Here is a 21,950-nt window from a genome sequence, read left to right on the forward strand (position 1 = left end):
CGCCGTCGTACGCCCCCGGCCCTACGTCGCGCGCCCGAAGCGCCGGGCAGCGCCGCGCGGATAGCGTGCGCGCGGGAGCAGCGGACGAGAGGGGCGGAGCGGAGCATGGCGGACGGTTCGGTGGCGGTGCGCGATCAGCGGCAGCGCAAGAAGGACCTGCTGGAGCGGCTGGAGCGGGAGGCGGACATCTGGGTGGCCTCCGCCGACGGACACGGGGTGCCCTGTCTGGTGCCGCTGTCGTTCCTGTGGGACGGCGAAGCGGTCTGGCTCTCCACCCGCCGGACCAATCCCACCGGCCGCAATCTGAACGAGGTCGGCCGGGCCCGGCTCTCCCTGGCCGACACCCGGGATGTGGTGCTGATCGCGGGCACGGTGGAGGTGTTCGGCCTGGACGAGGTGCCGGTCGCCACCGCCGATGCCTTCGCGGCCACCTCGCGGTGGGATCCCCGGCGCCCGGGGAACGGGCCCTCCTACGCCTACTACCGGGTGACGCCCACCGAGGTGCAGGTCTGGTACGAGGAGGCCGAACTCCCGGCCCGGCACCTGATGCGCGACGGCGTGTGGGCCGTCTGAGCACCGCGCGGAGCGCGGGGCCGGTCACGGCGACCGGACCGTCGGTGTCGGTCCGCAGCACCGCCGCGCCCCGGGCCCGCAGGGCCGCCACAGTACGCGGGGACGGGTGTCCGTACGGATTGTCCGCACCGCAGGAGATCAGCGCGAGACGCGGGCGGAGGCGGTCCATCAGCCGGGGGTCCTGGTAGGCGGAGCCATGGTGGGCGACCTTGACCACATCGACCCGGGGCAGCCCGGGGTGGGCCGTGAGCAGGGCGCGCTGGGCGGGTGGTTCGAGATCGCCGAGCAGCAGGACGGTCAGTCCCGCGGTACGCACCAGCAGGGTGACGCTCGCGTCGTTCGCCCCCTCCGTCGGCGGTACGGCGGGTGTGCCCGGGGGCACCGCCGGGGACGGCGGCGCGGGCCACAGAACCTCCCAGGACAGCGATCCGAGCCGACGGCGCTCCCCCGGCTCCGCCACGACCACCGGAACCTGCGCTTCCCGCGCGCTGCGCCGTACGGACCCTGCCTGGCCGGGCGGCTCCGCCAGGCTCGTGGTCTGGATGGCACCCACCCCGCGCCCGCGCAGCGCGCCGGTCAGACCGGCCACATGGTCGGCGTGGAAGTGGGTGAGGACCAGCAGCGGGATCCGGACGATGCCCAGGGAGCGCAGACAGCGGTCCACGGCCCGTGGCTCGGGGCCGGTGTCCACCACGACCGCCGTTCCCGGCCCGGCCGCCAGGACCAGTGCGTCCCCCTGCCCGACATCACAGGCCACCAGCCGCCAACCGGGCGGTGGCCAGCCGGTGATGACCCGGGCCAGCGGCGCCGGGCGGACGATGGCCAGCAGCAGGACCAGCGCACACACCGCGCACAGCCACCCGCGCCGCAGCACCGGGCGGCCCACCAGGACCGCGGCCACCGTGGCCAGGGCCAGCAGCAGGGCACCGGTCCAGCCGCCCGGCCAGTCCAGCTCCGCGCCGGGCAGGGCCGCGCCCCTCCGGGCCACCTCGGCGATCCACTCCGCGGGCCATCCGGCCGGGTGGGCGAGCCATCCGGCGAGCGGCGGGGCCGGCGGGGCCACGGCGAGCGCGGCGAACCCCAGGACGGTGGCCGGGCCGACCGCCGCCTCGGCCAGCAGATTGCAGGGGACCCCCACCAGGCTCACCCGCTCGGTGAGCACCACCACGACCGGGGCGCACACCGCCTGGGCGGCCGCGGCCGCCGCCAGCACCTCCGCCCAGCGCGGCGGCACACCACGGCGGCGCAGCGCCGCGGACCACACCGGCGCGAAGGTGAGCAGCGCGCCGGTGGCCAGGACGGAGAGCGCGAAACCGTAACTCCGCGCCAGCCAGGGGTCGTAGAGCACCAGCGCCAGAACGGCGGCGGACAGGGCGGGCAGCAGCGATCTGCGCCGTCCGGTGCCGAGGGCGAGCAGGGTGATCAGCCCGCACACCGCCGCGCGCAGCACACTGGGCTCGGGACGGCACACGATCACGAAGCCCAGGGTGAGCGCGCCGCCGAGCAGGGCTGTCGTCCTCAGCCGCAGCCCGAGCGCGGCCGCCAGCCCCCGCCGCTCGGCCCGTGCGGCGAGCCGGGGCGGTCCGGTCAGCAGGGCGAGGACGAGCGTCAGATTGCTGCCGGAGACCGCCATCAGATGCAGCAGATCCGTGGCCCGGAACGCTTCGTCGAGATCGGGCGGCACCCGTGAGGTGTCCCCCACGACCAGCCCCGGCAGCAGCGCCCGCGCGTCCGCGGAGAGCCCGTCCGTGGCGCTCCGCAGCCCCTCGCGCAGCCGTCCCGCCCGCTTCTGGAGCGCGCTCGGGGCGCCGGTCACCCGCGGCGGCCCGCCGCCGTCGACCCGCACCACGGCCGCGACCCGGTCCCCGTCGCGCAGCGGCGGTGCCAGTCGGCCGTGCACCCGCAGCCGGGTCGAGGGCAGCAGCGCGAGCCAGCGCGCCCGCTCCCGCCCGGCGCCCGCCCGGACCGTCATCAGCACCGGAGCGCGGGTGGCGGTCGTGGTGCCGTCGGGTCCGGTGATCCGGCCGACCTCCGCCTCGACCACCACCGCCACAGGCGCGGGCGCGGCACCCCGCACCCGGGGGCGGGTGAGCCGGGGGTCGGCGGTGATCTCCACCTCGGCGGTGACCCCGGCATACTCCCGGGCCAGCTCCGGGACCGGGCCGTGCCGCACCTCGGCCGCGTGCAGCACGGCGACCGTCCCCGCCGCGGCACCGCACAGCAGTGCCGCGGCCACCGCGCCCGCCGCGCGCCCGTGCCACCCGGCGCCGCGCTCCCGGGAGTCGGCGGCCCGCCCCCCGGAACCGGGGCGGGGCGCGTGGCGGCGGGCCCGGAGCAGCAGCACACCCGCCACCAGGCAGGCCACGGCGCAGCCCACGGCGACGGTCCCGCCCGGTGTGCCCAGGGCGATGCCCGCGGCGGCCCAGGCCGTGAGGGCCGGTGGCACCAGGCGGAGGTCCGGCGGTCCCTCCTGGCGGGGCTCGGACGCGCCGCGCGGTGAGGCCGCCGCGGCGTGCACCGCCGCGCGGGCCCGGGTGGGCTGAACCGTCATGGGCCGACCAGCGGACGCAGATCGGCGAACCGGCGCTCACCGATGCCGTTGACCTCGCGGAGTTCGTCGACGCTGCGGAAACCGCCGTGCTGGGTGCGGTAGTCGATGATGTGCCGCGCCAGCACCGGGCCGACGCCCGGCAGGGTGTCGAGCTGCTCGGGGGTCGCGGAATTGAGGCTGACCGGGGTGCCGGGCGCCCCCGGTCCGCCCGTGGCCCCGGGAGCCCCCGCGGCGCCGCTGCCACTGCCCGGTGCGCCGCCCGCTCCCGCGCTCCCGGCCACGGGCGCGCCGCCGCCCGGCGCCTGTCCGGCCGGGGCGCCGACCACGATCTGTTCACCGTCGACCAGCGGGCGGGCCCGGTTCAGCCCGCTGGTGTCCGCACCCGGCCGCACCCCGCCCGCCGCCTCCAGCGCGTCGTCCACCCGCGCGCCCGTCGGCAGCGTGCGCAGCCCCGGGCGGCGCACCTTGCCCGTCACATCGACCACGACCGAACGCCCCGCACCCGGCCCTGCCCGCCCGTCGGAGGGCCGCCCGCCGGGGGCGGGAACGGACCCCGCGGGCGCGGCGCGCGGCGGCTCCGGCTCCGGAGCCCGCACGGTCTGCGGACGGCCGGTCCAGAAGTGGTGCACCGCGAAGGCCACCGCCACCAGGAGGGCAACCGTGAGCGCCGCGAGGGTTCTGAGCCGCATGCCGCAGCGCACCTGGAGCCAGGTCGGAAGCCGCTCCCGCACCATGAGCCGGAACCGCTGGCCCCGCCCCGACGTCACTCGGCCGGACCCGGACCCGGCCCCGACCTCACCGCCCTCGGCCTCATCAGCCCCAGCGCCATCGGCCCCCAGCGGTTCGTCAGTGCCGCCGGCTCCCTCGGCCCCTTCCGGTCCGTCCCGGCTGCCGAGCGCACGCGCCCCGTGCTGCCCCTCCCGCCCGCCGCCGGACGGGCCCGCGAGCCGCGCCGGCGCCACCGGCCCGGCCAGCAGCGCCGCGGCGCGTGCCGAAGGCGAAGGCGAAGGCGAAGACGCGGGCGCGGGCGCCCGAGGAGGTACGGACGCGGGTCCGGCGGGGAGTGCGAGCGAAGGCAAGGGCGACGCCGCACCCGCACACGACCCGGGCCGGGCTCCCCGGCCGCGCATGCGGCCCGCGCCGCCCCCACGATGGCGACCGCGCTCCACACCGATGATTACTGTCTGTGACGATGACCTCATGCCTCCCGACGGTAGGCACATCCGGCCGAACCCGCCGGGACGCCCCATATCCCGGGGACAACCCGGCGGTTGTGGATATCGCGGCCACCCCGACGGGTGAACGAGCTCCCGCTACAGCCGCGGCTCCCGCGACGGCCACCGCTCCCGCCACGGCCACCGCTCCCGCCACCCCTACCGCGGCGAGACGATCGCGCCCAGCAGTCCCGGCCCGGTGTGGGCGCCGATCACCGCGCCCACCTCCCCCACATACAGCTCCACCAGCCCCGGCACCCGCTCCCGCAGCCGCTCCGCGAGCCCCGCCGCCCGCTCCCCCGCCGCCAGATGCTGCACCGCGATGTCCACCGGGCTCTGTCCCGCCCGCTCCACCACCAGCTCCTCCAGCCGCGCGATGGCCTTCGAGGCGGTGCGCACCTTCTCCCGCAGTTCGATCCGCCCCCCGTCGAGCTGGAGCAGCGGCTTGACGGCCAGCGCGGAGCCGAGCAGCGCCTGCGCCGTACCGATGCGGCCGCCACGCCGCAGGTAGTCGAGGGTGTCCACGTAGAAGTAGGCGGCCGTGCCGTCGGCCCGCTTCTGGGCCGCCGCCACGGCGTCGTCCAGCGAGCCGCCGCCCTCCGCCGCCTCGGCCGCCGCCAGTGCGCAGAAGCCCAGCGCCATCGCGACCATGCCGCTGTCCACGACCCGCACCGGCACCGGGGCGTCCTGGGCGGCGAGCACCGCCGCGTCGTGGGTACCGGAGATCTCGGCGGACAGATGGAGGGAGACGATGCCCGTCGCCCCCTCCTCGGCGGCGGCACGGTAGGCCGCCGCGAACATCTCGGGGCTGGGCCGGGAGGTGGTCACCGGCCTGCGCTTCTGGAGGGCCTGCGCGAGGGAACGCGCCGAGATCTCGGTGCCCTCCTCCAGGGCCCGGTCTCCGAGCACCACCGTCAGCGGAACGGCGGTGATGCGGTGCCGCTCCATCGCCTCCTTCGGCAGGTACGCCGTTGAATCGGTCACGATCGCGACATGGCGGGACATGACAGGGAGGTTATCGGGGGACGCGCCGGGCCGACAGCGCGACCCCGCCGGACGATCACTGACCGTACCGGTCAGGGCCGTGTCCGGCCCACCCGGGTCGGCACCGCCCGCTACCGCCGGCCGTCCGTACCGCGTCAGGCCGTGTTCTCCGGACGGGCGGATTTCCGCCACGGCTTCTGCCAGGCGTAGCCCTCCGCGCGGGGCGTCGTACCGATCGACGGCGGCTCCTGGGCGGATGCCCGCCCGGCAGCCCCCTCGGAGCCACTCCGAGGTGAAGACGAGGACGCAGACGGAGCCCCGGCCCCCGACGGCTCCTCCGACTCCGACGTCCAGTGCCGCAGCGCCCCCGCCTCCACGTCGATCTCACGCCCCAGCGTGTCCAGATCGTCCTGGGCGAACCGCTGGGCACGGTCCCGCGCCGCCCAGCGCAGCGAGTCCGCGGAGTGGGTGATCCGCTGGGTGCGGTCGCGCAGCTCGGGCAGCAGGGCGGTGACCCTGGCCTTGTCGGGATCACGCTCCAGCCGCTTCAGCTCCTCCTCCAGCTCCCGCCCGTGCTCGCTGAGCCGCCGGAACAGGTCCAACGACTCCGAGAGCGAGCGGTCTTGCTCCGCCGAGGCGGTCAGCGCCTGCTCGGTGGCGTGCATCGAGGAACGCAAGGACAGCCGCAGCTCGGCCAGCTCTCCGGCGGTGCCCGGCTGGGCGAACTGGCGGGCCCGCAGCCGGGTGTCCTCCACCGAGCGCCGGGCCTGGTGCACCGTGCGGTCGATGCCCCGCTTGGCCGCCTTGACCGCCCGCGCGGTGGCGTAGACGCCCGCTCCCGCACAGACGAGGAACAGCACCAACAGGATCCAGATGGCTTCCATGTGCGCTCCTTGGCGTCGGTCACGGCGGCGGCACGCGGCAACGGCACTCGTCCCTCCACCCTAAACGGACCGGGCGGGGGGGGGGGGGGGGGGGGGGCGCCCCCCCCCCCCCCCCCCCCCCCGCCCGTACGGGAAGGTGCCGGATCAGGCCGGAACGATATTGACCAGCTTGGGCGCCCGCACGATCACCTTGCGGATGTCCGCGCCGTCCAGCGCCGCCACCACCGCCGGGTCACCCAGGGCCAGCTTCTCCAGCTCGTCCTCCGTGATCGAGGGGGCGACCTCCAGCCGCGCCTTGACCTTGCCCTTGATCTGCACCACGCAGGTCACCGTCTCGTCCACCACATAGGCCGGGTCGGCGGCCGGGAAGGGCTCGTGGACGACCGAGGTGGTGCGGCCCAGCTTGCGCCACAGCTCCTCGGCGATATGCGGGGCCAGCGGGGCGATCAGCAGCACCAGGCCCTCGGCCACCTGGCGCGGCACCTCGCGCACCTTGGTGACGTGGTTGTTCAGCTCGGTGATCTTGGCGATGGCGGTGTTGAACCGCAGCCCCACCATGTCCTGCCGGACCCCGTCGATCGCCTTGTGCAGGGCGCGCAGCGTCGCCTCGTCGGGCTCCGCGTCGACGACGACGGCCTCGCCCGTGTTCTCGTCCACGACATTGCGCCACAGCCGCTGCAGCAGCCGGTACTGGCCGACGACCGCGCGGGTGTCCCAGGGGCGCGAGACGTCCAGCGGGCCCATCGCCATCTCGTACAGCCGCAGGGTGTCGGCCCCGTACTCGGCGCAGATCTCGTCCGGCGTGACGGCGTTCTTCAGGGACTTGCCCATCTTGCCCAGCAGCCGGGTGACCTTCTCACCCTCGTACCAGTAGGCGCCGTCGCGCTCCTCGACCTCGGCGGCCGGCACGGCGATGCCCCGGCTGTCCCGGTAGACATACGCCTGGATCATGCCTTGGTTGAACAGCTTGTGGAACGGCTCGGCCGAGGAGACATGGCCCAGGTCGAACAGCACCTTGGACCAGAAGCGCGCGTACAGCAGGTGCAGTACGGCGTGCTCGGCACCGCCGACGTACAGGTCGACCCCGCCGGTCGGCTGTCCCTCGCGCGGGCCCATCCAGTAGCGCTCGATGTCCGGGTCGACCAGCCGGTCCTCGTTGCGCGGGTCCAGGTAGCGCAGCTCGTACCAGCAGGAACCGGCCCAGTTGGGCATGGTGTTGGTCTCGCGGCGGTACGGGCGGGGGCCACGGCCGTCGCCCAGGTCCAGCACCACATCGACCCAGTCCTCGTTCCGGGACAGCGGGGTCTCCGGGGAGGTGTCGGCGTCGTCCGGGTCGAAGGTGCGCGGCGCGTAGTCGTCGACCTCGGGCAGCTCCAGCGGCAGCATCGACTCCGGCAGCGGATGGGCGATGCCGTCCTCGTCGTAGACGATCGGGAAGGGCTCGCCCCAGTAGCGCTGACGGCTGAACAGCCAGTCGCGCAGCCGGAAGTTGACGGTGCCCTCACCGATGCCGCGGGCCTCCAGCCACTCGGTGATGCGGGCCTTGGCCTCGACGACGCCCAGACCGTCCAGCGAGACGGACTCGCCCGCCGAGTTGACGATCTTCGCCTCGTACGAGGCGAAGGCGTCGTCCCAGTCGGACGGGTCGGTGCCGCGATCGTCCGACGGCTCGACCACACAGCGCATGGGCAGTTCGAAGGCGCGGGCGAAGGCGAAGTCGCGGCTGTCATGGGCCGGCACGGCCATGATCGCGCCGGTGCCGTAGCCCATCAGCACATAGTCCGCGATGAAGACCGGCACCGGCTCGCCGCTGACCGGGTTGACCGCGAACGCGCCGGTGAAGACACCGGTCTTGTCCTTGGCCTCGGCCTGCCGCTCCACATCGGACTTGGCCGCGGCCTGCTTGCGGTACGCGGCGACGGCCTCGGCCGGGGTGGCGTGCCCGCCGGTCCACACCTCGTGGGTGCCCTCGGGCCAGGCGGCCGGGACGATCTCGTCCACCAGGCCGTGCTCGGGGGCCAGCACCATGTAGGTGGCGCCGAACAGGGTGTCCTGGCGGGTGGTGAAGACGGTGATCTTCGCCTCGGGGCGCTCGGCCACCGGGAAGTCCACCCGGGCACCCTCACTGCGTCCGATCCAGTTGCGCTGCTGCAGCTTGATGGCCTCGGGCCAGTCCAGCGGGTCCAGGTCCGACAGCAGCCGGTCGGCGTAGGCGGTGATGCGCATGTTCCACTGGCGCAGCTTGGCCTTGAAGACGGGGAAGTTGCCGCGCTCGGAACGGCCCTCCGCGGTGACCTCCTCATTGGCCAGCACGGTGCCCAGCCCGGGGCACCAGTTGACGGGCGCGTCCGAGGCGTAGGCCAGGCGGTAGCCGCCCAGGACGTCGGCGCGCTCGGCCTCGGTCAGCTCGGCCCAGGGGCGGCCGTCGGGCGTCGGGCGCTCACCGGAGGCGAACTGCTCGACCAGGGTGGCGATGGGGCGGGCGGTCCGCGCCTCCTGGTCGTACCAGGAGTTGAAGATCTGCAGGAAGATCCACTGGGTCCAGCGGTAGTAGTCCGGCTCGATCGTCGCGAAGGAGCGGCGCGGGTCGTGGCCCAGGCCCAGCCGGCGCAGCTGGCGCCGCATGTTCTCGATGTTGGCCTCGGTGCTCACCCGGGGGTGGGTGCCGGTCTGCACCGCGTACTGCTCGGCGGGCAGGCCGAAGGCGTCGAAGCCCAGGGTGTGCAGGACGTTGTGGCCCGTCATGCGGTGGTAGCGGGCGTAGACATCGGTGGCGATGTAGCCCAGCGGATGTCCGACGTGCAGTCCGGCACCCGACGGGTACGGGAACATGTCCATGACGAACTTCTTGGGCCGGGCGGCGGCCTCGGCGTCACCGGCCAGGTCACCGCTCGGGTTGGGCGCGTCATACGTACCGTTCGCGTCCCAGAAGTCCTGCCAGCGGGCTTCGATGTCAGCGGCCAGGGCGGCCGTGTAGCGGTGCGGCGCGGCCACCTCGGCCGCGGCAGTGGTCTCGCTCATGATCCTCAAAGCTCCATCGGTCGTCTCTGCCTGCGGTAGGGAACGGCTCCCTCTGGCCCTTCGAAACAAAAAGACCCCTCGCACAGGAGGGGACGCCGCGCCGATGCCGACCGGAGCAGTTCTCGGTCGGCCCTGGATCAGCGCGGCCCGCTAAGCAGAAGGCGTACGGCACGCATGGAGTCAGGTTACCGCAGGGGGCCAAGGGCTCGCAGCGAGGGAATCGCGGCAGGGAGGCGGAGAAGGAGGGAAGACAAAAGAGACGGACCGTCCATATCGGACAGTCCGTCTCCGGTCGCTGTGGAGCTAAGGAGAATTGAACTCCTGACCTCCTGCATGCCATGCAGGCGCTCTACCAACTGAGCTATAGCCCCAGGTCTTACTCCGCCCGGTTCCCCTCGGCGGCATCGCCTACATTACACGGACGCCCCGGCCTTCCGCCAAATCGATTGCCGCGGGGGCCGGAGCGGGCCCGGTCACGCCGTCGCGAACGAATAGAAACGCTTCAGCGTGCAGTGCTCGTCGAGGAGCCGGCCGTAGATCGGCTCGCCCTCGAGCTCCCGGTAGGTCTCGATGGGATCGCCCTTGATGATCAGCGCCCGTGCGCACTCCGCGCACCAGTACTGGTAGTCGGAGTTGAGCGGCTCCATGTCGCGGACGATCGGCGTACCGCTGCCGCACCAGTCACATTTCCGGCTGTGTGCTCCCATGTCACTCAGCTCCAGCTGTGCCCGCAGGCCGTACACACGTAGGAAACACCGCCGTTGTCGCCGAGGACCTGAGCCACTTTGCCGGAACCGCAGGACGGGCAGGCGATGCCCGGCCGATCCGTGTCGGACAGGTCCTCGATCGCGTCGAGGATGCTGGTCGGCATCCCACCTGCCCTCCCCATCGGACTGTCGGCCCCTGCCCCTCCGGCCGTCCGATTCTGCCACGGGACGACGCCCAGGTCAGCGGAGATGCCTCACACGCCTCGCCAGACCGAGCAGCGTTCCGCATGCCGCCGTCGCGGCCAGTGCGACGCAGGTCACCCACAGGGCGTCCGCCGAGGCGTGCGCTCCGGGCGCCGAGCCCTCCACCGCGGTCAGGAAGACCGTGCCGAAGACCGCGACTCCGCTCAGCAGTCCGAGTTGAGCGGCCGTCACCAGAACACCGCTGGCGTCCGCCGCGTCCTGCTGCCGCACCGTCGCCAACGTCCGCGTCAGCACGGGCCCGTAGGCGAGCGAGAGACCCGCTCCGGTGCCCGCGAGCACCAGGTAGAGCCAGAAGCCGCCGTCGCCCCCGTCGCGCAGCACCAGACCGAGTCCGGTGAACGACACGGCCGCCAGCGCGAATCCGCCCGGTACCAGGGCGGGCTGCCAGCGCGCGGGCAGCTTCTGCCAGTTGAGCGCCAGGGTGCCGAACGCCGCAGCCGAGGGCACGAAGGTCAGCCCGGCCCGCATGGCGCTGTAGCCGAGCCCGCCCTGGACGTGCAGGGTGGTGGCGAACAGGAAGCCGCCGTTGGCCGCCATCCCCAGCATGATGCGGACCACCGCGACCGCCATCCCGGGCGCCCGCAGCACCCGCGGGGCGATCAGCGGCCTGCCGCCGCGCCGGGCCAGCCGCGCCTCGTATCCGGCGAACAGCGCCGTCAGGACCACGCTCAGGCCCAGCATGAGCCAGCCCCACAGCGGCCAGTCCCGCTCCGGTCCGAGCACCATGGGCACCGTGAACAGCAGGACCGCCGCGGCCAGCAGCACCAGACCGGGCAGGTCCAGTCCGCCGCGGAGCCCGCCGGCCGGGCCGCGCGCCTCCTCCGGCGGGCCCATCAGCCGCGGTCCGAGGACGAGGAGCAGCAGCCCGATCGGCACGTTCACCAGGAAGACCGGACGCCAGCCGGTGCCCATCAGGTCGGCCTCGACGAGCACACCGCCCACGACCAGTCCGGCGGCGGCCCCCGAGGCGAGCACCGCGGAGTACGCGCCGAGCGCCCGGGCCCGCGAACCGCCCGTGTACGTCCGCTGGATGAGGGTGAGCACCTGCGGCAGCATCATGGCCGACGCCGCGCCCTGGATGAACCGGAAGGCGATCAGCTGTCCGGTGCCCTGGGCCAGACCGCAGGCCAGCGAGGCGGCGGTGAACCCGGCGAGCCCGGACAGGAACATCCGCCGGTGGCCGAAGAGCGCGCCGAGCCGTGCTCCGGTGATCAGTAGTACGGCGTAGGCGATGGTGTACCCGGCGATGACGAGCTGGAGTCCGGCGTCGGAGGCATGCAGATCGGTGCGCACGGTCGGTGCCGCGACATTGACGATGAAGACGTCGAGCACGGCCATGAGCTGGCCGGTCAGCACGATCGCGAGCAGCCAGCCGGGGCGTGGGGCGCGCCGGGTGGTGGGGACGGCGGCGGGAGTGTCAGTGGGCCGGTCTTTACTGGGTGCGGAGTCCTCGGCGGGCTCTGCCGCGGAGTCCTCGGCGGGGAGGGGGGTGGTCGGAGTGTGCGTCATGAGCCGAGCGTGCGGGCCCGCCGGTACCGGTAACGAGAGCCCGCCGATGCTGGTAGTGGCAGCACCTGGCAGTATCCGGCCGCCGCCGGGACCATGGAGTACCGGTGGTCCCTCGCGCGGGGGCCGTCACGGGGGCGTCCGCCACGGGGGACGGCGCCGCCACGGGGGACAGGGGAATCGACGATGAGCGTGAACACCGCCGGACACCGGCAGACCGTCCAGCAGCGGCGGCGGCCCGAGCTGGCCGCGTTCCTGCGCAGCCGCCGGGCCCGGGTGACCCCGGCGGACGTGGGGATGGCGCCCGGGCTGCGCCGCCGCACCCCCGGGCTGCGCCGGGAGGAGGTCGCCCAGCTCTCCGGGGTCGGCGTCACCTGGTACACCTGGCTGGAGCAGGGCCGCCCGATCAACGCGAGCGTGCAGGTGCTGGACGCGGTCGCGCGCACCCTGCGGCTCGACCCGGCCGAGCGCGAGCACCTGTACCACCTGGCGGAGGTCCCGTACGTCCCGGACCGCGCGCGGGACGCGGGCACCGTCGGCCCCGAGGTGCAGGGCATCCTGGACGCGCTCGATCCGCTCCCGGCCGTGGTCTACAACGCCCGCTACGACATCCTGGCGTACAACGCCGGTTACCAGCACCTGTTTCCGTCGATGCTGCTGACCTCACCCTCCGAGCGGAACGTGCTGTGGCAGCTCTTCGTCAACCAGCGCTGCTGCGTCGCGCTGCACAACCTGGACCAGGAGCTGCCGGTCATCGTGGGCACGCTGCGCGGTGCGTACGGACGGCATCTGGGCGAGCCCGCGTGGGAGGAGTTCCTCACCCGGCTGCTGGCCGCCAGCGATCATTTCGCCCGGCTCTGGCGCACCGGGGACGTCGCCCCGCCCGGTTCGCGGATCAAGGTGGTGCAACATGCCTCGGTCGGCGCGATACGGCTGATCTCCACGTCGATGCAGATCAACGGGGCGCCGGAGAACCGGGTCGTGGTCTACACCCCGGACGGCGAGGAGAGCCGGCTCTTCCTGGAGCGGCTACGGGGCATCCACGACCCGCTGATCGGCTGCTCCGTCCATGTCCGCCCGCTCTCCGCGATGCGGGCGGCGCGCGACGGGCGGGCCCGGTCCGCCGACCGCGTGTGACGGGCCGGGAAAAGCAACGGGGGCGGGAAAAGCAACGGTCCCGCCCCCTCGGAAGGGGACGGGACCGGCGCGGTGCTGTGGAGCTAAGGAGAATTGAACTCCTGACCTCCTGCATGCCATGCAGGCGCTCTACCAACTGAGCTATAGCCCCGCTGTTCCCTGCGCCGGAGCGCTTCGAACGAGTAGGAGCATAGCCGGTGACCAGCCGGAAAAGGAAATCCGCTCAGTCGTCGTCGCCGAGCACCGGCTCGGGCAGCGATCCGGCGTTGTGCTCCAGCAGCCGCCAGCCGCGCACCCCCTCGCCCAGCACCGACCAGCAGCAGTTGGACAGGCCGCCCAGCGCCTCCCAGGTCCGGGGCTCCAGACCGAGCAGCCGGCCGATGGTGGTGCGGAAGGTGCCGCCGTGGCTGACCACCACGAGCGTGCCGCCGTCGGGCAGCTTGTCGGCACTCTCCAGGACCACCGGGGCGGCCCGGTCGGCGACCTCGGTCTCCAGTTCGCCGCCACCGCGGCGGATGGGCTCACCGCGCTTCCACGCGGTGTACTCGGTACCGAAGCGCGCCATGATCTCGTCATGGGTGAGCCCCTGCCACTGCCCGGCGTAGGTCTCCCGGAGCGCCGCGTCGTGGGAGACCGACAGACCGGTGACCGCCGCCAGCTCGGCGGCGGTGGCCGCGGCCCGCTTGAGGTCGGAGGCGACGATCGCGTCCGGCTTCAGCCCGGCCAGCAGCCGGGCCGCGCGGCGTGCCTGCGCGACCCCGGTCTCGGTCAGCTCGATGTCCAGGGAGCCCTGGAAGCGGCGCTCGATGTTCCAGGCCGTCTGGCCGTGCCGCCACAGGACGACACGGCGCCCCCGGCCACCGGTGGTGCCGTTCAGCTCAGCTCACCGCCAGCGGGGCCGCCGTCGCCGTGGGCCTGCGCGTACTCCTCCGCCTTGCCGCGGGTGGCGACGGCGTCCTCCGGGAGCTCAAGCTGCGGGCAGTCCTTCCACAGCCGCTCCAGGGCGTAGAAGACCCGCTCCTCGCTGTGCTGGACGTGCACCACGACGTCCACGTAGTCCAGCAGCACCCAGCGGGCCTCGCGGTCGCCCTCCCGGCGCACCGGCTTGGCGCCGAGCTCCTTGTTCAGCCGCTCCTCGATCTCGTCGACGATCGACTTCACCTGCCGGTCGTTGGGCGCCGAGGCCAGCAGGAAGGCGTCGGTGATCGAGAGGACGTCGCTGACGTCGTACGCGATGATGTCGTGCGCGAGCTTGTCGGCGGCTGCCTGGGCGGCGGCGTTGATGAGCTCGATGGAGCGGTCCGTGGCGGTCACAGGCTGGCTTTCGGTCGTCTTCGTACCCCGAGGGTCTGGCACCCCAAGGGTCTCACGCCCCGCCGCCACCCCGTCGTGCCAGGACGGTGCCAGGACCGGCGAGCGCCCCGCACACGCCACAGCGGCCGCACACACACGACCGCGGCGGCCGCCCGGAGGCGGCCGCCGCGGTGGTCCTGCGGAGGGGTCGGGCGCTCAGCTCCCGCCCCGGTAGTCCCGGCCGAGGACGACGGTGATGTCCGCGTTGGCCGCGCCCTTGCCCTTGCGCACCGCGCTCGCGGACAGGCCCAGGGTCTTGGCGACCTCCTTGGCCTGGGCCGCCTGGGCGGCCCGGACGTAGGTGACCCGCGAGACCGACTGCGGGGTGCCACCGCCCTCGGTCGCGGAGACGACCGTGAAACCGCCGTTGACCAGCGTCACCCGGGCCGATCCCGCCGCGTCCGCGGTGCCGCCCGCGTTGGTCACGCTGACCCGCGGGGCGTCGCCCCCGGTGTTCTTGACCGCGCCGCCGAGGACATCCTTGACCACATGGTCGGTGGCCCGCGCGCTGAGCGTGCCGTCCTGGCGCACCGGCAGCATCGCGGTGTCGTAGTCGCCGCCCTTGGCCTGTCCGGCCAGCCGGGCCAGTGAGGCGCCGAGCTGCGCTTCCGACAGCGACGGATCGGGGATCTGGGCCAGCGACTCCACGGTGCTGGTCGCGCCCTTCTCGTCACTGGACAGCTTCTTCAGCGCCGCGTGCATGACCTGCCCGAACCGGGCAAGCTGCTTGGTCTGCGGCTCGCCCGGCGCCCGGTACGTGGCGTAGGCCACGGCGCCCTGGCCGCCCAGGGGCTGCTCCGGGCCCTTCTTCACCAGCGGAGCGGCGCCCTTCTGCTTGTCCGGCACGACCGCGTCGGTGGTCACGGTGATCCCGCCGACCAGCTCGACCAGGTTCTCCAGGTACGGGGTGTCCAGCCGCCAGGTGCCCTGGATCCGCGAGCCCAGCAGGGTGCTCAGGGACTCCCGGGTGGAGTCCGAACCCTCGTCGGTGACCGACTTGCCCAGTGTGGTGGAGCCGCCCTCCTCGGTGGAGACGGACAGCGCGTTGGGCAGCAGGACGGTGGTGCCCTTGCCCGTGGTCTCGTTGTCCACCAGCAGCGCGGTGGAGCTGCGGCCGCCCTTGGTCTCGCGCAGGTGGACCACGATCACATCGCGCTGCTGCGGACCGCCCGCGGCCTCGTCGGACGTCCCGCCGGACACTCCCGGCAGCTTGCCCGCGGCCCAGAGGTAGCCGACCCCGCCGGTGGCGGCCAGGACCAGCACCACGATCAGGGCGACCATGCGGTTGCGGCCCTTGCGCTTGCGCTCGTCGCGCCGCTCGGTGCGGGTCTCGGCGAACTTCAGCCAGTCGATGACGTCGTCGGTTTCCTCGTCCTCCTCCTCGACGAAGGAGAACTGCTCGGTCCGGTAGTCCTCGTCGGGGTCGTCCTTCGCCCCCGACGGGCCGGCTGCCCCCGCGGCGCCCGGCCCGCGGGCGGGCTCCGGCTCGTCCGCGGCGGGCCCGGACCGCTGCTCCTCCCGCAGCGCCTCGGGGCTCAGCTCCTCGTACGGGTGCGCCTCGCGCTGCGGCGGGACGGTGGGGGCGGCGTAGTCATAGCCGTAGCCCTGCTGCCGGGTGTCGTACGGGTACTGCTGCGGGGCGGCGTACGGGTCGTACGGCTGGGCCTGGGGCTGCTGCTGCGCCTGCGGATGCGCCGCCTGGGCGTGCTGCTGGGCGTACGGGTCGTAGCCGTAGCCGCCCTGCCCCTGCTGTCCGCCCTGAGGCGGCGCCTGCCCGTACGGGTCGTACGCCTGCCCCTGCCCCTGCTCATAGCTCTGCTGCGGGTCATAACCCTGCTGTGGGTCATAGGTCTGCTGCCCGGCCTGCGGCTGGTAGACCGGACGCCCATAGGCGTCGTAGCCGTAGATCCGCGGCTCCGGGGCGTACGGATCCTGCGCGTACGGGTCGTACGGGTCCTGTCCGTCATTCACCGGGCGTACCCCTATCAGCAGTCGTGCCGGTACAGCTCGCGCTTGTCGATGTAGCGCACCACGCCGTCCGGCACCAGGTACCAGACGGGTTCGCCGTGCACGACGCGCGAGCGGCAGTCCGAGGAGGAGATGGCCAGCGCGGGCACCTCGACCAGGGACACCCCGCCCTCCGGCAGACCCGGGTCGGCCAGTATGTGCCCCGGCCGGGTCACTCCGATGAAGTGGGCGAGCGAGAACAGCTCTTCGGCGTCGCGCCAGGTGAGGATCTGGGCGAGCGCGTCAGCGCCGGTGATGAAGAACAGGTCCGCGTCACCGTTGGACGCCTTGAGGTCCCGGAGGGTGTCGGTGGTGTACGTCGGCCCGCCGCGGTCGATGTCGATGCGGCTGACCGAGAACTGCGGGTTGGAGGCGGTCGCGATGACCGTCATCAGATAGCGGTCCTCGGCCGGGGAGACCTTCTTGTGGCTCTTCTGCCACGGCTGCCCGGTGGGCACGAACACCACCTCGTCGAGGTGGAACTGCGACGCCACCTCACTCGCCGCGACCAGGTGTCCGTGGTGGATCGGGTCGAACGTCCCGCCCATCACACCGAGCCGCCGCTTGCCGGGCACCTTCTGCTCTTCCATGCGTGCAGACCCTACTGGGCCCGGTCCGCGGCCGGGGCCCGCAGGGTCCACGGCCCCGGTCAGCGGTCCCGGTTGAAGCGGGTGGTGATCCACAGCAGCAGCAGCAGGATGAGCAGCGCGCCACCACCGGTCACATACGGGCTGATGCTCGCGTGGGTGTCGGTGTGGTGCTCGCCACCCTCGGCGGCAAGGGTGGCCAGGGTGTGTGCGGTGCTGTAAGCGCTCATCGCGGGGCACTACCTATCGGGGTCTAGGCGTCGAATCACGTCGGCCACATCGTATGCGAGCCGTGTTCGGCCCCGCTCTCCGCGCCGCCCCTGACGTCCCGTACCCGGTCGGGGGTTGGGCGCGGGGTCAGTCCTGCTTGCCGTAGCCGCGCAGCAGGAACCAGGCGAGCAGGACCGCTCCCACCACACCGACGACGATGATGGTGCGCAGCAGCGCACCCGGTCCGGCGTCCTTGGAGTTGGCGGCGAGCACTTCGGTGAGGCCAGTCATATCGGGCATGTCTCCACGCTAACGCCCCGCCGGTCAGGGCCTAGGCTGGGGTCCGCCGGGGGTAGGGGCAGGACCGAGGCGGCCCGGCGCGGTATCGGCGACGAGGGGGCCACATGGGCGACAGCAGCACCTTTGGACAGGGCGGCGGACAGGAGCGGGTGCCGGGCCGCAGCCGGCGGCGGTTCCCGGGCATCTCGTCACGGGCGTACGAGCACCCCGCGGACCGTTCGGCGCTGGTCGCCCTGCGCAAGCTGACCGGCTTCGACACCGCGTTCAAGGCGCTGAGCGGACTGCTGCCCGAGCGCAGTCTGCGGCTGCTGTACCTGTCGGACTCGGTCCGGGTGAGCGACCGGCAGTTCGCGCACCTCAACGACATGCTGCGGGACGCCTGTTACATCCTGGACCTGGAGAAGGTCCCGGCGATGTACATCACCCAGAACCCGCAGCCGAACGCGATGTGCATCGGCATGGACGAGCCGATCATCGTGCTGACCACCGGGCTGGTGGAACTCCTCGACGAGGAGGAGATGCGGGCGGTCATCGGCCATGAGGTGGGCCACGCGCTCTCCGGCCACTCGGTCTACCGGACAATACTGCTGTTCCTCACCAGTCTCGCGCTGAAGGTGGCCTGGATCCCGCTGGGCAACGTGGCGGTGCTGGCCCTGGTGACGGCGCTGCGCGAGTGGTTCCGCAAATCGGAGCTGTCGGCGGACCGGGCCGGGCTGCTGGTGGGCCAGGACCTCCAGGCGTCGATGCGCGGGCTGATGAAGCTCGCGGGCGGCCACCACCTGCACGAGATGAACGTGGACGCGTTCCTGGAGCAGGCGGAGGAGTACGAGTCGAGCGGGGACCTGCGCGACTCCGTCCTCAAGATCCTCAACATGCTGCCGCGCAGCCACCCGTTCACCACGGTGCGGGCGGCCGAGCTCAAGAAGTGGGCCGCCGGCCGTGACTACCAGCGGCTCATGGACGGGCACTACCCGCGGCGCGACGAGGACAAGGACACCTCGGTCGGCGAATCGTTCCGCGAGTCCGCCAGCCACTACGCGGAGTCGGTGCGCACCAGCAAGGACCCGCTGATGTCGTTCGTGCGGGATGTGGCGGGCGGTGCCGGGGACCTGGGCAGCAAGCTGCGGGACCGGTTCAGCGGCGGTGGCCGTCCCGGCGGGGAGACGCCCCAGGGGCCGGACCGGGAGGGCGGCTCCGGCGGAAACGGCACGGACCGCGAGGACGGCACCCCGTCCGGTGGCGGACGCGAGGACGGGCCGGAGGACGGACCCGACACCCCGCGCAAGGGCTGAGCCGTGCCGTAGCGGGCCCCTCGCGGGCGTACGGACGCCGCTACGAGCCGCCGCCCGTCCGGGGCTGGGAGCCGGGCGTCAGGGCGCCGCAGAGCGAGACGGGCGTCCGGCCCGGTGCGTACGGGTCGGTGCCGTCCGGGACGTCGCCCCTGGCGCTCTGTCCGGCGAGCAGCGGCCGCAGATAGCCCGAGGCGTTCGCCGCGCACGACTGCGGGCCTGCCAGCACGGCGCTCTGCACCAGCTCCAGATGGTGGTCGCGCAGATCCTCGCGGTCGAAGCGGAACCGCGACTCGCGCCGCACGGTGAACAGCGCGGCGTGGTCCGGGCCGCGCTCATGGGCCCGCTGCACCGCGTAGACGAAGACGTGGTCGGCGGTGATCTCCAGGGTGGCGGGGCTGCGCTCGACGACGCTGAGGGTGCCCCGCACCCGCACCGGGCTGTCGGCCAGGGTGACCTCGGCCGGGTTGAAGCGGGTGAGCCAGCCGGTGGCGGCATGGCGCCCGTCGTCCACCGGATGCTCGAAGCTCTGGTCGAACTGGTGCTGCTGGGCCGGGTCCAGCAGCAGCCGCACCATGCGCACCGGGCCGCCGGTGAGCACACCGGGGTCGAGGGCCGAGGTGACCACGTACTCCTTGGCCGTGGTGAGCGCCGCCATCACCTGGCTCTCGGTGAAGCTGCGGGTACGCCGGGCCCCGGGCAGCGTGACCCCCTGGGCGCCGGTGCGGAACTCGGCGGCCGGGCTGTCGCGGAAGAGCTTCTCCGGCGCCCCGCCGGGCACCTCACCGCGCGGCGCCAGCGGCACCACACTGCTGCGCAGCGGTTCCACGGTCTGCGGCGGCGGGGCCTGGTAGGGGTGGCGCACCCCCATGTAGACGGCCGCGGCGAAGGCGAGGGCGATCAGCAGGATGAGGACGACGGCCTGCCGGGACGCCCCGGCCCTGGCCCAGGCATGACGACTGCGCACCGCCCGCGCGTGCTCGCCCATGCGCTCCCGGGCCGAGAACTCCTGGAGCCGGGCAGCACGAACGAACGACTCGTCGAATACGACGGAGCGGTACTCGTCCTCACCACCTCCCGGGACGCCGTCGGGTGTCCCCTCGGGAGGGTCTCCACGCCCGGTCATACCTCAAGAGTAGGTCGCGGGGGGCACCGGTAAACGCGGCGGTACTCCACAACTTCGGACGGCTCCGGGAGGAAACGCCGCATACCGCGCGACGTGCTAGAGGGGCCCGGGCGCGGGCTCCGGGCGGGCCCCGGAGCGGGGGCGCTCAGGGCGAGCGGCGGGCGCTGGAGGCGGGGGGCGTCCCGGACTCGGCCGGGGAGGACGGCGAGGGTTCCAGCCGCGGCGGTCCGGTGGGGCTGCCGTCGACCCCGCTGGTGGCCGGCGGCGGGGACGGGTCCTGGCGGTTGCCCGAAGCGCCCCGGAAGACGGCGGTGAAGGCCAGGGCGACCACCCCGACGCCCATCAGGACGGCCAGCAGCCAGGCCACGGGGCGCTGCCATCGGACATGGCCGCGATAGGGCCGCCCGGCGCCGCCGTACCGCCCGTAGGGGCCGTACGGGCCGTAGAGGCCGTCGGGGTCCCGGTCGTGGCCGAAACGGCCGTCAGGGTCGGTGTCATCGGGGTCGTAGCCGTATCCGGCCTCGCCGTCCGGGCCGTAACCGTCCTCGAACGGCTCGTCCTCGGAGGGCACCCCGGCGGGGCGCCGCCGGGACGCCTCGGCCTCGGCACGGGCCTCGGCGGCCGCCAGCATCCGTTCCACCGCGGTCGGTTCATGGATCAGGGCCGACCGTACGAAGTCCTCATCGAAGACCACGGCGGCGAACTCGTCGTTCGCCTCTCCGTGGCCGCGGTCGTCGGGCTCGTCGCCGTTCGGGAACGGCTTGCCCCCCACGTCGTCCGGCACCCGTTCAGAGTAGACCGGACGGGTCAATTTGGGCAGGGCGAAATGGTATTCGGGGGAAGATCCACCCCAAGGCAACCCCCCGTCGGGTATCCCCCGAACGGGTGAGTCAGCGGGTGTGTCCGTCGCCGGTGACGATGTACTTGGTCGAGGTCAGCTCGGGCAGACCCATGGGACCGCGGGCGTGCAGCTTCTGGGTGGAGATACCGATCTCGGCACCGAAGCCGAACTGACCGCCATCGGTGAAACGCGTCGAGGCGTTGACGGCGACCGTGGTGGAGTCCACCAGCTGGGTGAACCGCCGGGCGGCCGCCTGGGACGTCGTCACGATGGCCTCGGTGTGGCCGGAGGACCACAGCCGGATGTGGGCCACCGCGGCCTCCAGGGAGTCCACCACGGCCGCCGCGATGTCGTACGAGAGGTACTCGGTCTCCCAGTCGTCCATCACCGCCGGGACCACGGTGGCCTTGGCGCCCTCGGCCAGCGCCAGCACGCGCTCGTCGGCGTGCACGGTGACCCCGGCGTCGGCCAGCGCCTCCAGGGCGCGCGGCAGGAACTCGGCGGCGATGTCCTGGTGCACCAGCAGCGTCTCGGCCGCGTTGCACACGCTCGGCCGCTGGGCCTTGGAGTTCACCAGGATGTCGACCGCCATGTCGAGATCCACCTGGGCATCCACGTACACATGGCAGTTGCCGGTACCGGTCTCGATGACCGGCACCGTCGACTCCTCGACGGTGGCGCGGATCAGGGAGGCGCCGCCGCGCGGGATCAGCACGTCCACCAGACCGCGGGCCCGCATCAGCTCACGGACCGACTCCCGGCTCTCACCGGGCACCAACTGCACCGCGTCCGCGGGCAGTCCGGCACCGCCGACGGCGTCCCGCAGGACCTTCACCAGCGCGCTGTTGGAGTGGTACGCGGACGAAGAGCCGCGCAGCAGTACGGCGTTGCCCGACTTCAGGCACAGCGCGGCCGCGTCCACCGTCACATTGGGCCGGGCCTCGTAGATGATGCCGACGACACCGAGCGGGACCCGCACCTGGCGCAGGTCGATCCCGTTGGGCAGGGTCGAACCGCGCACCACCTCGCCGACCGGGTCCGGCAGCGCCACCACGTCCCGGACGTCCGAGGCGATGGCACGCACCCGCTCGGGAGTGAGGGTCAGCCGGTCGACGATGGACTCGCTGGTGCCCGCCGCACGGGCCCGCTCCACATCGGTCGCGTTCGCCTCGACGATCTCCTTGGTGCGCACCTCGAGCGCGTCGGCCATCGCCAGCAGCGCGTCGTCCTTGACGGCACGCGGCAGCGGGGCGAGATCGGCGGCCGCGGCACGGGCCCGGTAGGCGGCCTGGAGGACCGGAGACTTCGGCCAGGGGTCGGTGAGCGGCGACGTGGGTGCGCTGGTCATGCACGCAGCCTACTGAGCCCGCGCGCCCGATCTGCCCCCTGTTCCGCT

The 21,950-nt window shown here is 73.3% G+C and carries 19 protein-coding genes, 2 tRNA genes and 1 pseudogene; 3 read left to right on the top strand and 19 right to left on the bottom strand.

The features are described 5' to 3' along the window. The first annotated feature begins 105 nt into the window (after positions 1–105). The gene (locus NMK44_RS09540) at positions 106–573 is read left to right on the top strand and encodes a pyridoxamine 5'-phosphate oxidase family protein (protein ID WP_254740406.1); all 468 of its coding nucleotides are present in this window, start codon (positions 106–108) and stop codon (positions 571–573) included. Here NMK44_RS09540 and NMK44_RS09545 read toward each other — a convergent pair. The 9 genes and pseudogenes from NMK44_RS09545 to NMK44_RS09585 form a co-directional block, all read right to left on the bottom strand. Beyond that, positions 569–3,124 (bottom strand): annotated as a pseudogene (locus tag NMK44_RS09545) (ComEC/Rec2 family competence protein); the annotation flags it as partial. The gene NMK44_RS09540 and the pseudogene NMK44_RS09545 overlap by 5 nt on opposite strands. Next, on the bottom strand, positions 3,121–3,813 hold the full coding sequence (locus tag NMK44_RS42670; RefSeq protein WP_374215254.1) for a ComEA family DNA-binding protein: 693 nt from the start codon (positions 3,811–3,813) through the stop codon (positions 3,121–3,123). The pseudogene NMK44_RS09545 and the gene NMK44_RS42670, both read right to left, overlap by 4 nt. Positions 3,814–4,497: 684 nt before the next feature. Continuing rightward, on the bottom strand, positions 4,498–5,343 hold the full coding sequence (locus NMK44_RS09555) for a DegV family protein (protein ID WP_254740410.1): 846 nt from the start codon (positions 5,341–5,343) through the stop codon (positions 4,498–4,500). Positions 5,344–5,477: 134 nt separating this feature from the next. Then, positions 5,478–6,206 carry a hypothetical protein gene (locus tag NMK44_RS09560; protein WP_254740412.1) on the bottom strand — a complete coding sequence of 243 codons (729 nt, stop codon included), beginning with the start codon at positions 6,204–6,206 and terminating at the stop codon, positions 5,478–5,480. Between the two features lie 144 nt (positions 6,207–6,350). Then, complete coding sequence (leuS, locus tag NMK44_RS09565; RefSeq protein WP_254740414.1) at positions 6,351–9,227, bottom strand: leucine--tRNA ligase; 2,877 nt, start codon at positions 9,225–9,227, stop codon at positions 6,351–6,353. Between the two features lie 298 nt (positions 9,228–9,525). After that, positions 9,526–9,598 (bottom strand) — tRNA-Ala (locus tag NMK44_RS09570). Positions 9,599–9,700: 102 nt separating this feature from the next. After that, entirely contained in the window at positions 9,701–9,934 is a 234-nt protein-coding gene (locus NMK44_RS09575) for a hypothetical protein (protein ID WP_176183008.1), read from the bottom strand. Between the two features lie 5 nt (positions 9,935–9,939). Beyond that, entirely contained in the window at positions 9,940–10,098 is a 159-nt protein-coding gene (locus NMK44_RS09580; protein WP_254740416.1) for a hypothetical protein, read from the bottom strand. A gap of 76 nt (positions 10,099–10,174) precedes the next feature. Next, a complete protein-coding gene (locus tag NMK44_RS09585; RefSeq protein WP_254740418.1) occupies positions 10,175–11,707 on the bottom strand; it encodes an MFS transporter in 1,533 nt (510 codons plus the stop codon). 183 nt (positions 11,708–11,890) lie between these two features. On the opposite strand from NMK44_RS09585, the gene NMK44_RS09590 reads away from it, so the two are divergent. Next, positions 11,891–12,841, top strand: coding sequence for a helix-turn-helix transcriptional regulator (locus NMK44_RS09590; protein ID WP_254740420.1), 951 nt, complete (start codon positions 11,891–11,893; stop codon positions 12,839–12,841). A gap of 78 nt (positions 12,842–12,919) precedes the next feature. On the opposite strand, the gene NMK44_RS09595 is transcribed toward NMK44_RS09590, so the two are convergent. The 7 genes from NMK44_RS09595 to NMK44_RS09625 form a co-directional block, all read right to left on the bottom strand. Next, positions 12,920–12,992 (bottom strand) — tRNA-Ala (locus NMK44_RS09595). A gap of 72 nt (positions 12,993–13,064) precedes the next feature. After that, positions 13,065–13,718, bottom strand: a complete 654-nt coding sequence (locus NMK44_RS09600; RefSeq protein WP_254740834.1) for a histidine phosphatase family protein — start codon at positions 13,716–13,718, stop codon at positions 13,065–13,067. Then, complete coding sequence (rsfS, locus tag NMK44_RS09605; protein ID WP_254740422.1) at positions 13,715–14,155, bottom strand: ribosome silencing factor; 441 nt, start codon at positions 14,153–14,155, stop codon at positions 13,715–13,717. Before rsfS ends, NMK44_RS09600 begins: the two co-directional genes overlap by 4 nt. Before the next feature lie 195 nt (positions 14,156–14,350). Next, positions 14,351–16,165: an LCP family protein gene (locus tag NMK44_RS09610; protein WP_308358449.1), complete on the bottom strand. Its 1,815-nt coding sequence runs from the start codon at positions 16,163–16,165 to the stop codon at positions 14,351–14,353. A 14-nt stretch (positions 16,166–16,179) separates the two neighbouring features. Beyond that, complete coding sequence (gene nadD, locus NMK44_RS09615) at positions 16,180–16,791, bottom strand: nicotinate-nucleotide adenylyltransferase (protein ID WP_254740424.1); 612 nt, start codon at positions 16,789–16,791, stop codon at positions 16,180–16,182. Positions 16,792–16,850: 59 nt separating this feature from the next. Next, positions 16,851–17,018 (bottom strand): hypothetical protein, encoded by a 168-nt coding sequence (locus tag NMK44_RS09620; protein WP_254740426.1) that lies wholly within the window; start codon positions 17,016–17,018, stop codon positions 16,851–16,853. A 127-nt stretch (positions 17,019–17,145) separates the two neighbouring features. After that, positions 17,146–17,298 (bottom strand): hypothetical protein, encoded by a 153-nt coding sequence (locus tag NMK44_RS09625; RefSeq protein WP_254740428.1) that lies wholly within the window; start codon positions 17,296–17,298, stop codon positions 17,146–17,148. Between the two features lie 104 nt (positions 17,299–17,402). Here NMK44_RS09625 and NMK44_RS09630 point away from each other — a divergent pair, with 104 nt between their 5' ends. Continuing rightward, entirely contained in the window at positions 17,403–18,590 is a 1,188-nt protein-coding gene (locus NMK44_RS09630) for a M48 family metallopeptidase (protein WP_254740430.1), read from the top strand. Between the two features lie 40 nt (positions 18,591–18,630). Here NMK44_RS09630 and NMK44_RS09635 read toward each other — a convergent pair whose 3' ends face one another. The 3 genes from NMK44_RS09635 to NMK44_RS09645 all read right to left on the bottom strand — a co-directional run bounded on the left by NMK44_RS09635 (position 18,631) and on the right by NMK44_RS09645 (position 21,902). Continuing rightward, complete coding sequence (locus NMK44_RS09635; RefSeq protein WP_254740432.1) at positions 18,631–19,713, bottom strand: SCO2583 family membrane protein; 1,083 nt, start codon at positions 19,711–19,713, stop codon at positions 18,631–18,633. Positions 19,714–19,858: 145 nt separating this feature from the next. Continuing rightward, a complete protein-coding gene (locus tag NMK44_RS09640; RefSeq protein ID WP_254740434.1) occupies positions 19,859–20,497 on the bottom strand; it encodes an SCO2584 family spore wall biosynthesis protein in 639 nt (212 codons plus the stop codon). A gap of 106 nt (positions 20,498–20,603) precedes the next feature. Continuing rightward, on the bottom strand, positions 20,604–21,902 hold the full coding sequence (locus tag NMK44_RS09645) for a glutamate-5-semialdehyde dehydrogenase (RefSeq protein WP_254740436.1): 1,299 nt from the start codon (positions 21,900–21,902) through the stop codon (positions 20,604–20,606). Between the last annotated feature and the right edge of the window lie 48 nt (positions 21,903–21,950).

The sequence above is a fragment of the Streptomyces cucumeris genome (assembly GCF_024295805.1).
In the GTDB taxonomy this organism is placed as follows: Bacteria; Actinomycetota; Actinomycetes; order Streptomycetales; family Streptomycetaceae; genus Streptomyces; species Streptomyces cucumeris.

What these genes read in the sequence shown, in the direction of transcription:
- NMK44_RS09555 (WP_254740410.1), bottom strand. Translation starts at nt 5,343, where the DNA reads ATGTCCCGCCATGTCGCGATCGTGACCGATTCAACGGCGTACCTGCCG.
- nadD (WP_254740424.1), bottom strand. Translation starts at nt 16,791, where the DNA reads ATGGAAGAGCAGAAGGTGCCCGGCAAGCGGCGGCTCGGTGTGATGGGC.
- NMK44_RS09635 (WP_254740432.1), bottom strand. Translation starts at nt 19,713, where the DNA reads ATGACCGGGCGTGGAGACCCTCCCGAGGGGACACCCGACGGCGTCCCG.
- NMK44_RS09590 (WP_254740420.1), top strand. Translation starts at nt 11,891, where the DNA reads ATGAGCGTGAACACCGCCGGACACCGGCAGACCGTCCAGCAGCGGCGG.
- NMK44_RS09580 (WP_254740416.1), bottom strand. Translation starts at nt 10,098, where the DNA reads ATGCCGACCAGCATCCTCGACGCGATCGAGGACCTGTCCGACACGGAT.
- NMK44_RS09630 (WP_254740430.1), top strand. Translation starts at nt 17,403, where the DNA reads ATGGGCGACAGCAGCACCTTTGGACAGGGCGGCGGACAGGAGCGGGTG.
- NMK44_RS09560 (WP_254740412.1), bottom strand. Translation starts at nt 6,206, where the DNA reads ATGGAAGCCATCTGGATCCTGTTGGTGCTGTTCCTCGTCTGTGCGGGA.
- NMK44_RS42670 (WP_374215254.1), bottom strand. Translation starts at nt 3,813, where the DNA reads ATGCGGCTCAGAACCCTCGCGGCGCTCACGGTTGCCCTCCTGGTGGCG.
- NMK44_RS09645 (WP_254740436.1), bottom strand. Translation starts at nt 21,902, where the DNA reads ATGACCAGCGCACCCACGTCGCCGCTCACCGACCCCTGGCCGAAGTCT.
- NMK44_RS09585 (WP_254740418.1), bottom strand. Translation starts at nt 11,707, where the DNA reads ATGACGCACACTCCGACCACCCCCCTCCCCGCCGAGGACTCCGCGGCA.
- NMK44_RS09540 (WP_254740406.1), top strand. Translation starts at nt 106, where the DNA reads ATGGCGGACGGTTCGGTGGCGGTGCGCGATCAGCGGCAGCGCAAGAAG.
- leuS (WP_254740414.1), bottom strand. Translation starts at nt 9,227, where the DNA reads ATGAGCGAGACCACTGCCGCGGCCGAGGTGGCCGCGCCGCACCGCTAC.
- NMK44_RS09620 (WP_254740426.1), bottom strand. Translation starts at nt 17,018, where the DNA reads ATGAGCGCTTACAGCACCGCACACACCCTGGCCACCCTTGCCGCCGAG.
- NMK44_RS09575 (WP_176183008.1), bottom strand. Translation starts at nt 9,934, where the DNA reads ATGGGAGCACACAGCCGGAAATGTGACTGGTGCGGCAGCGGTACGCCG.
- NMK44_RS09625 (WP_254740428.1), bottom strand. Translation starts at nt 17,298, where the DNA reads ATGCCCGATATGACTGGCCTCACCGAAGTGCTCGCCGCCAACTCCAAG.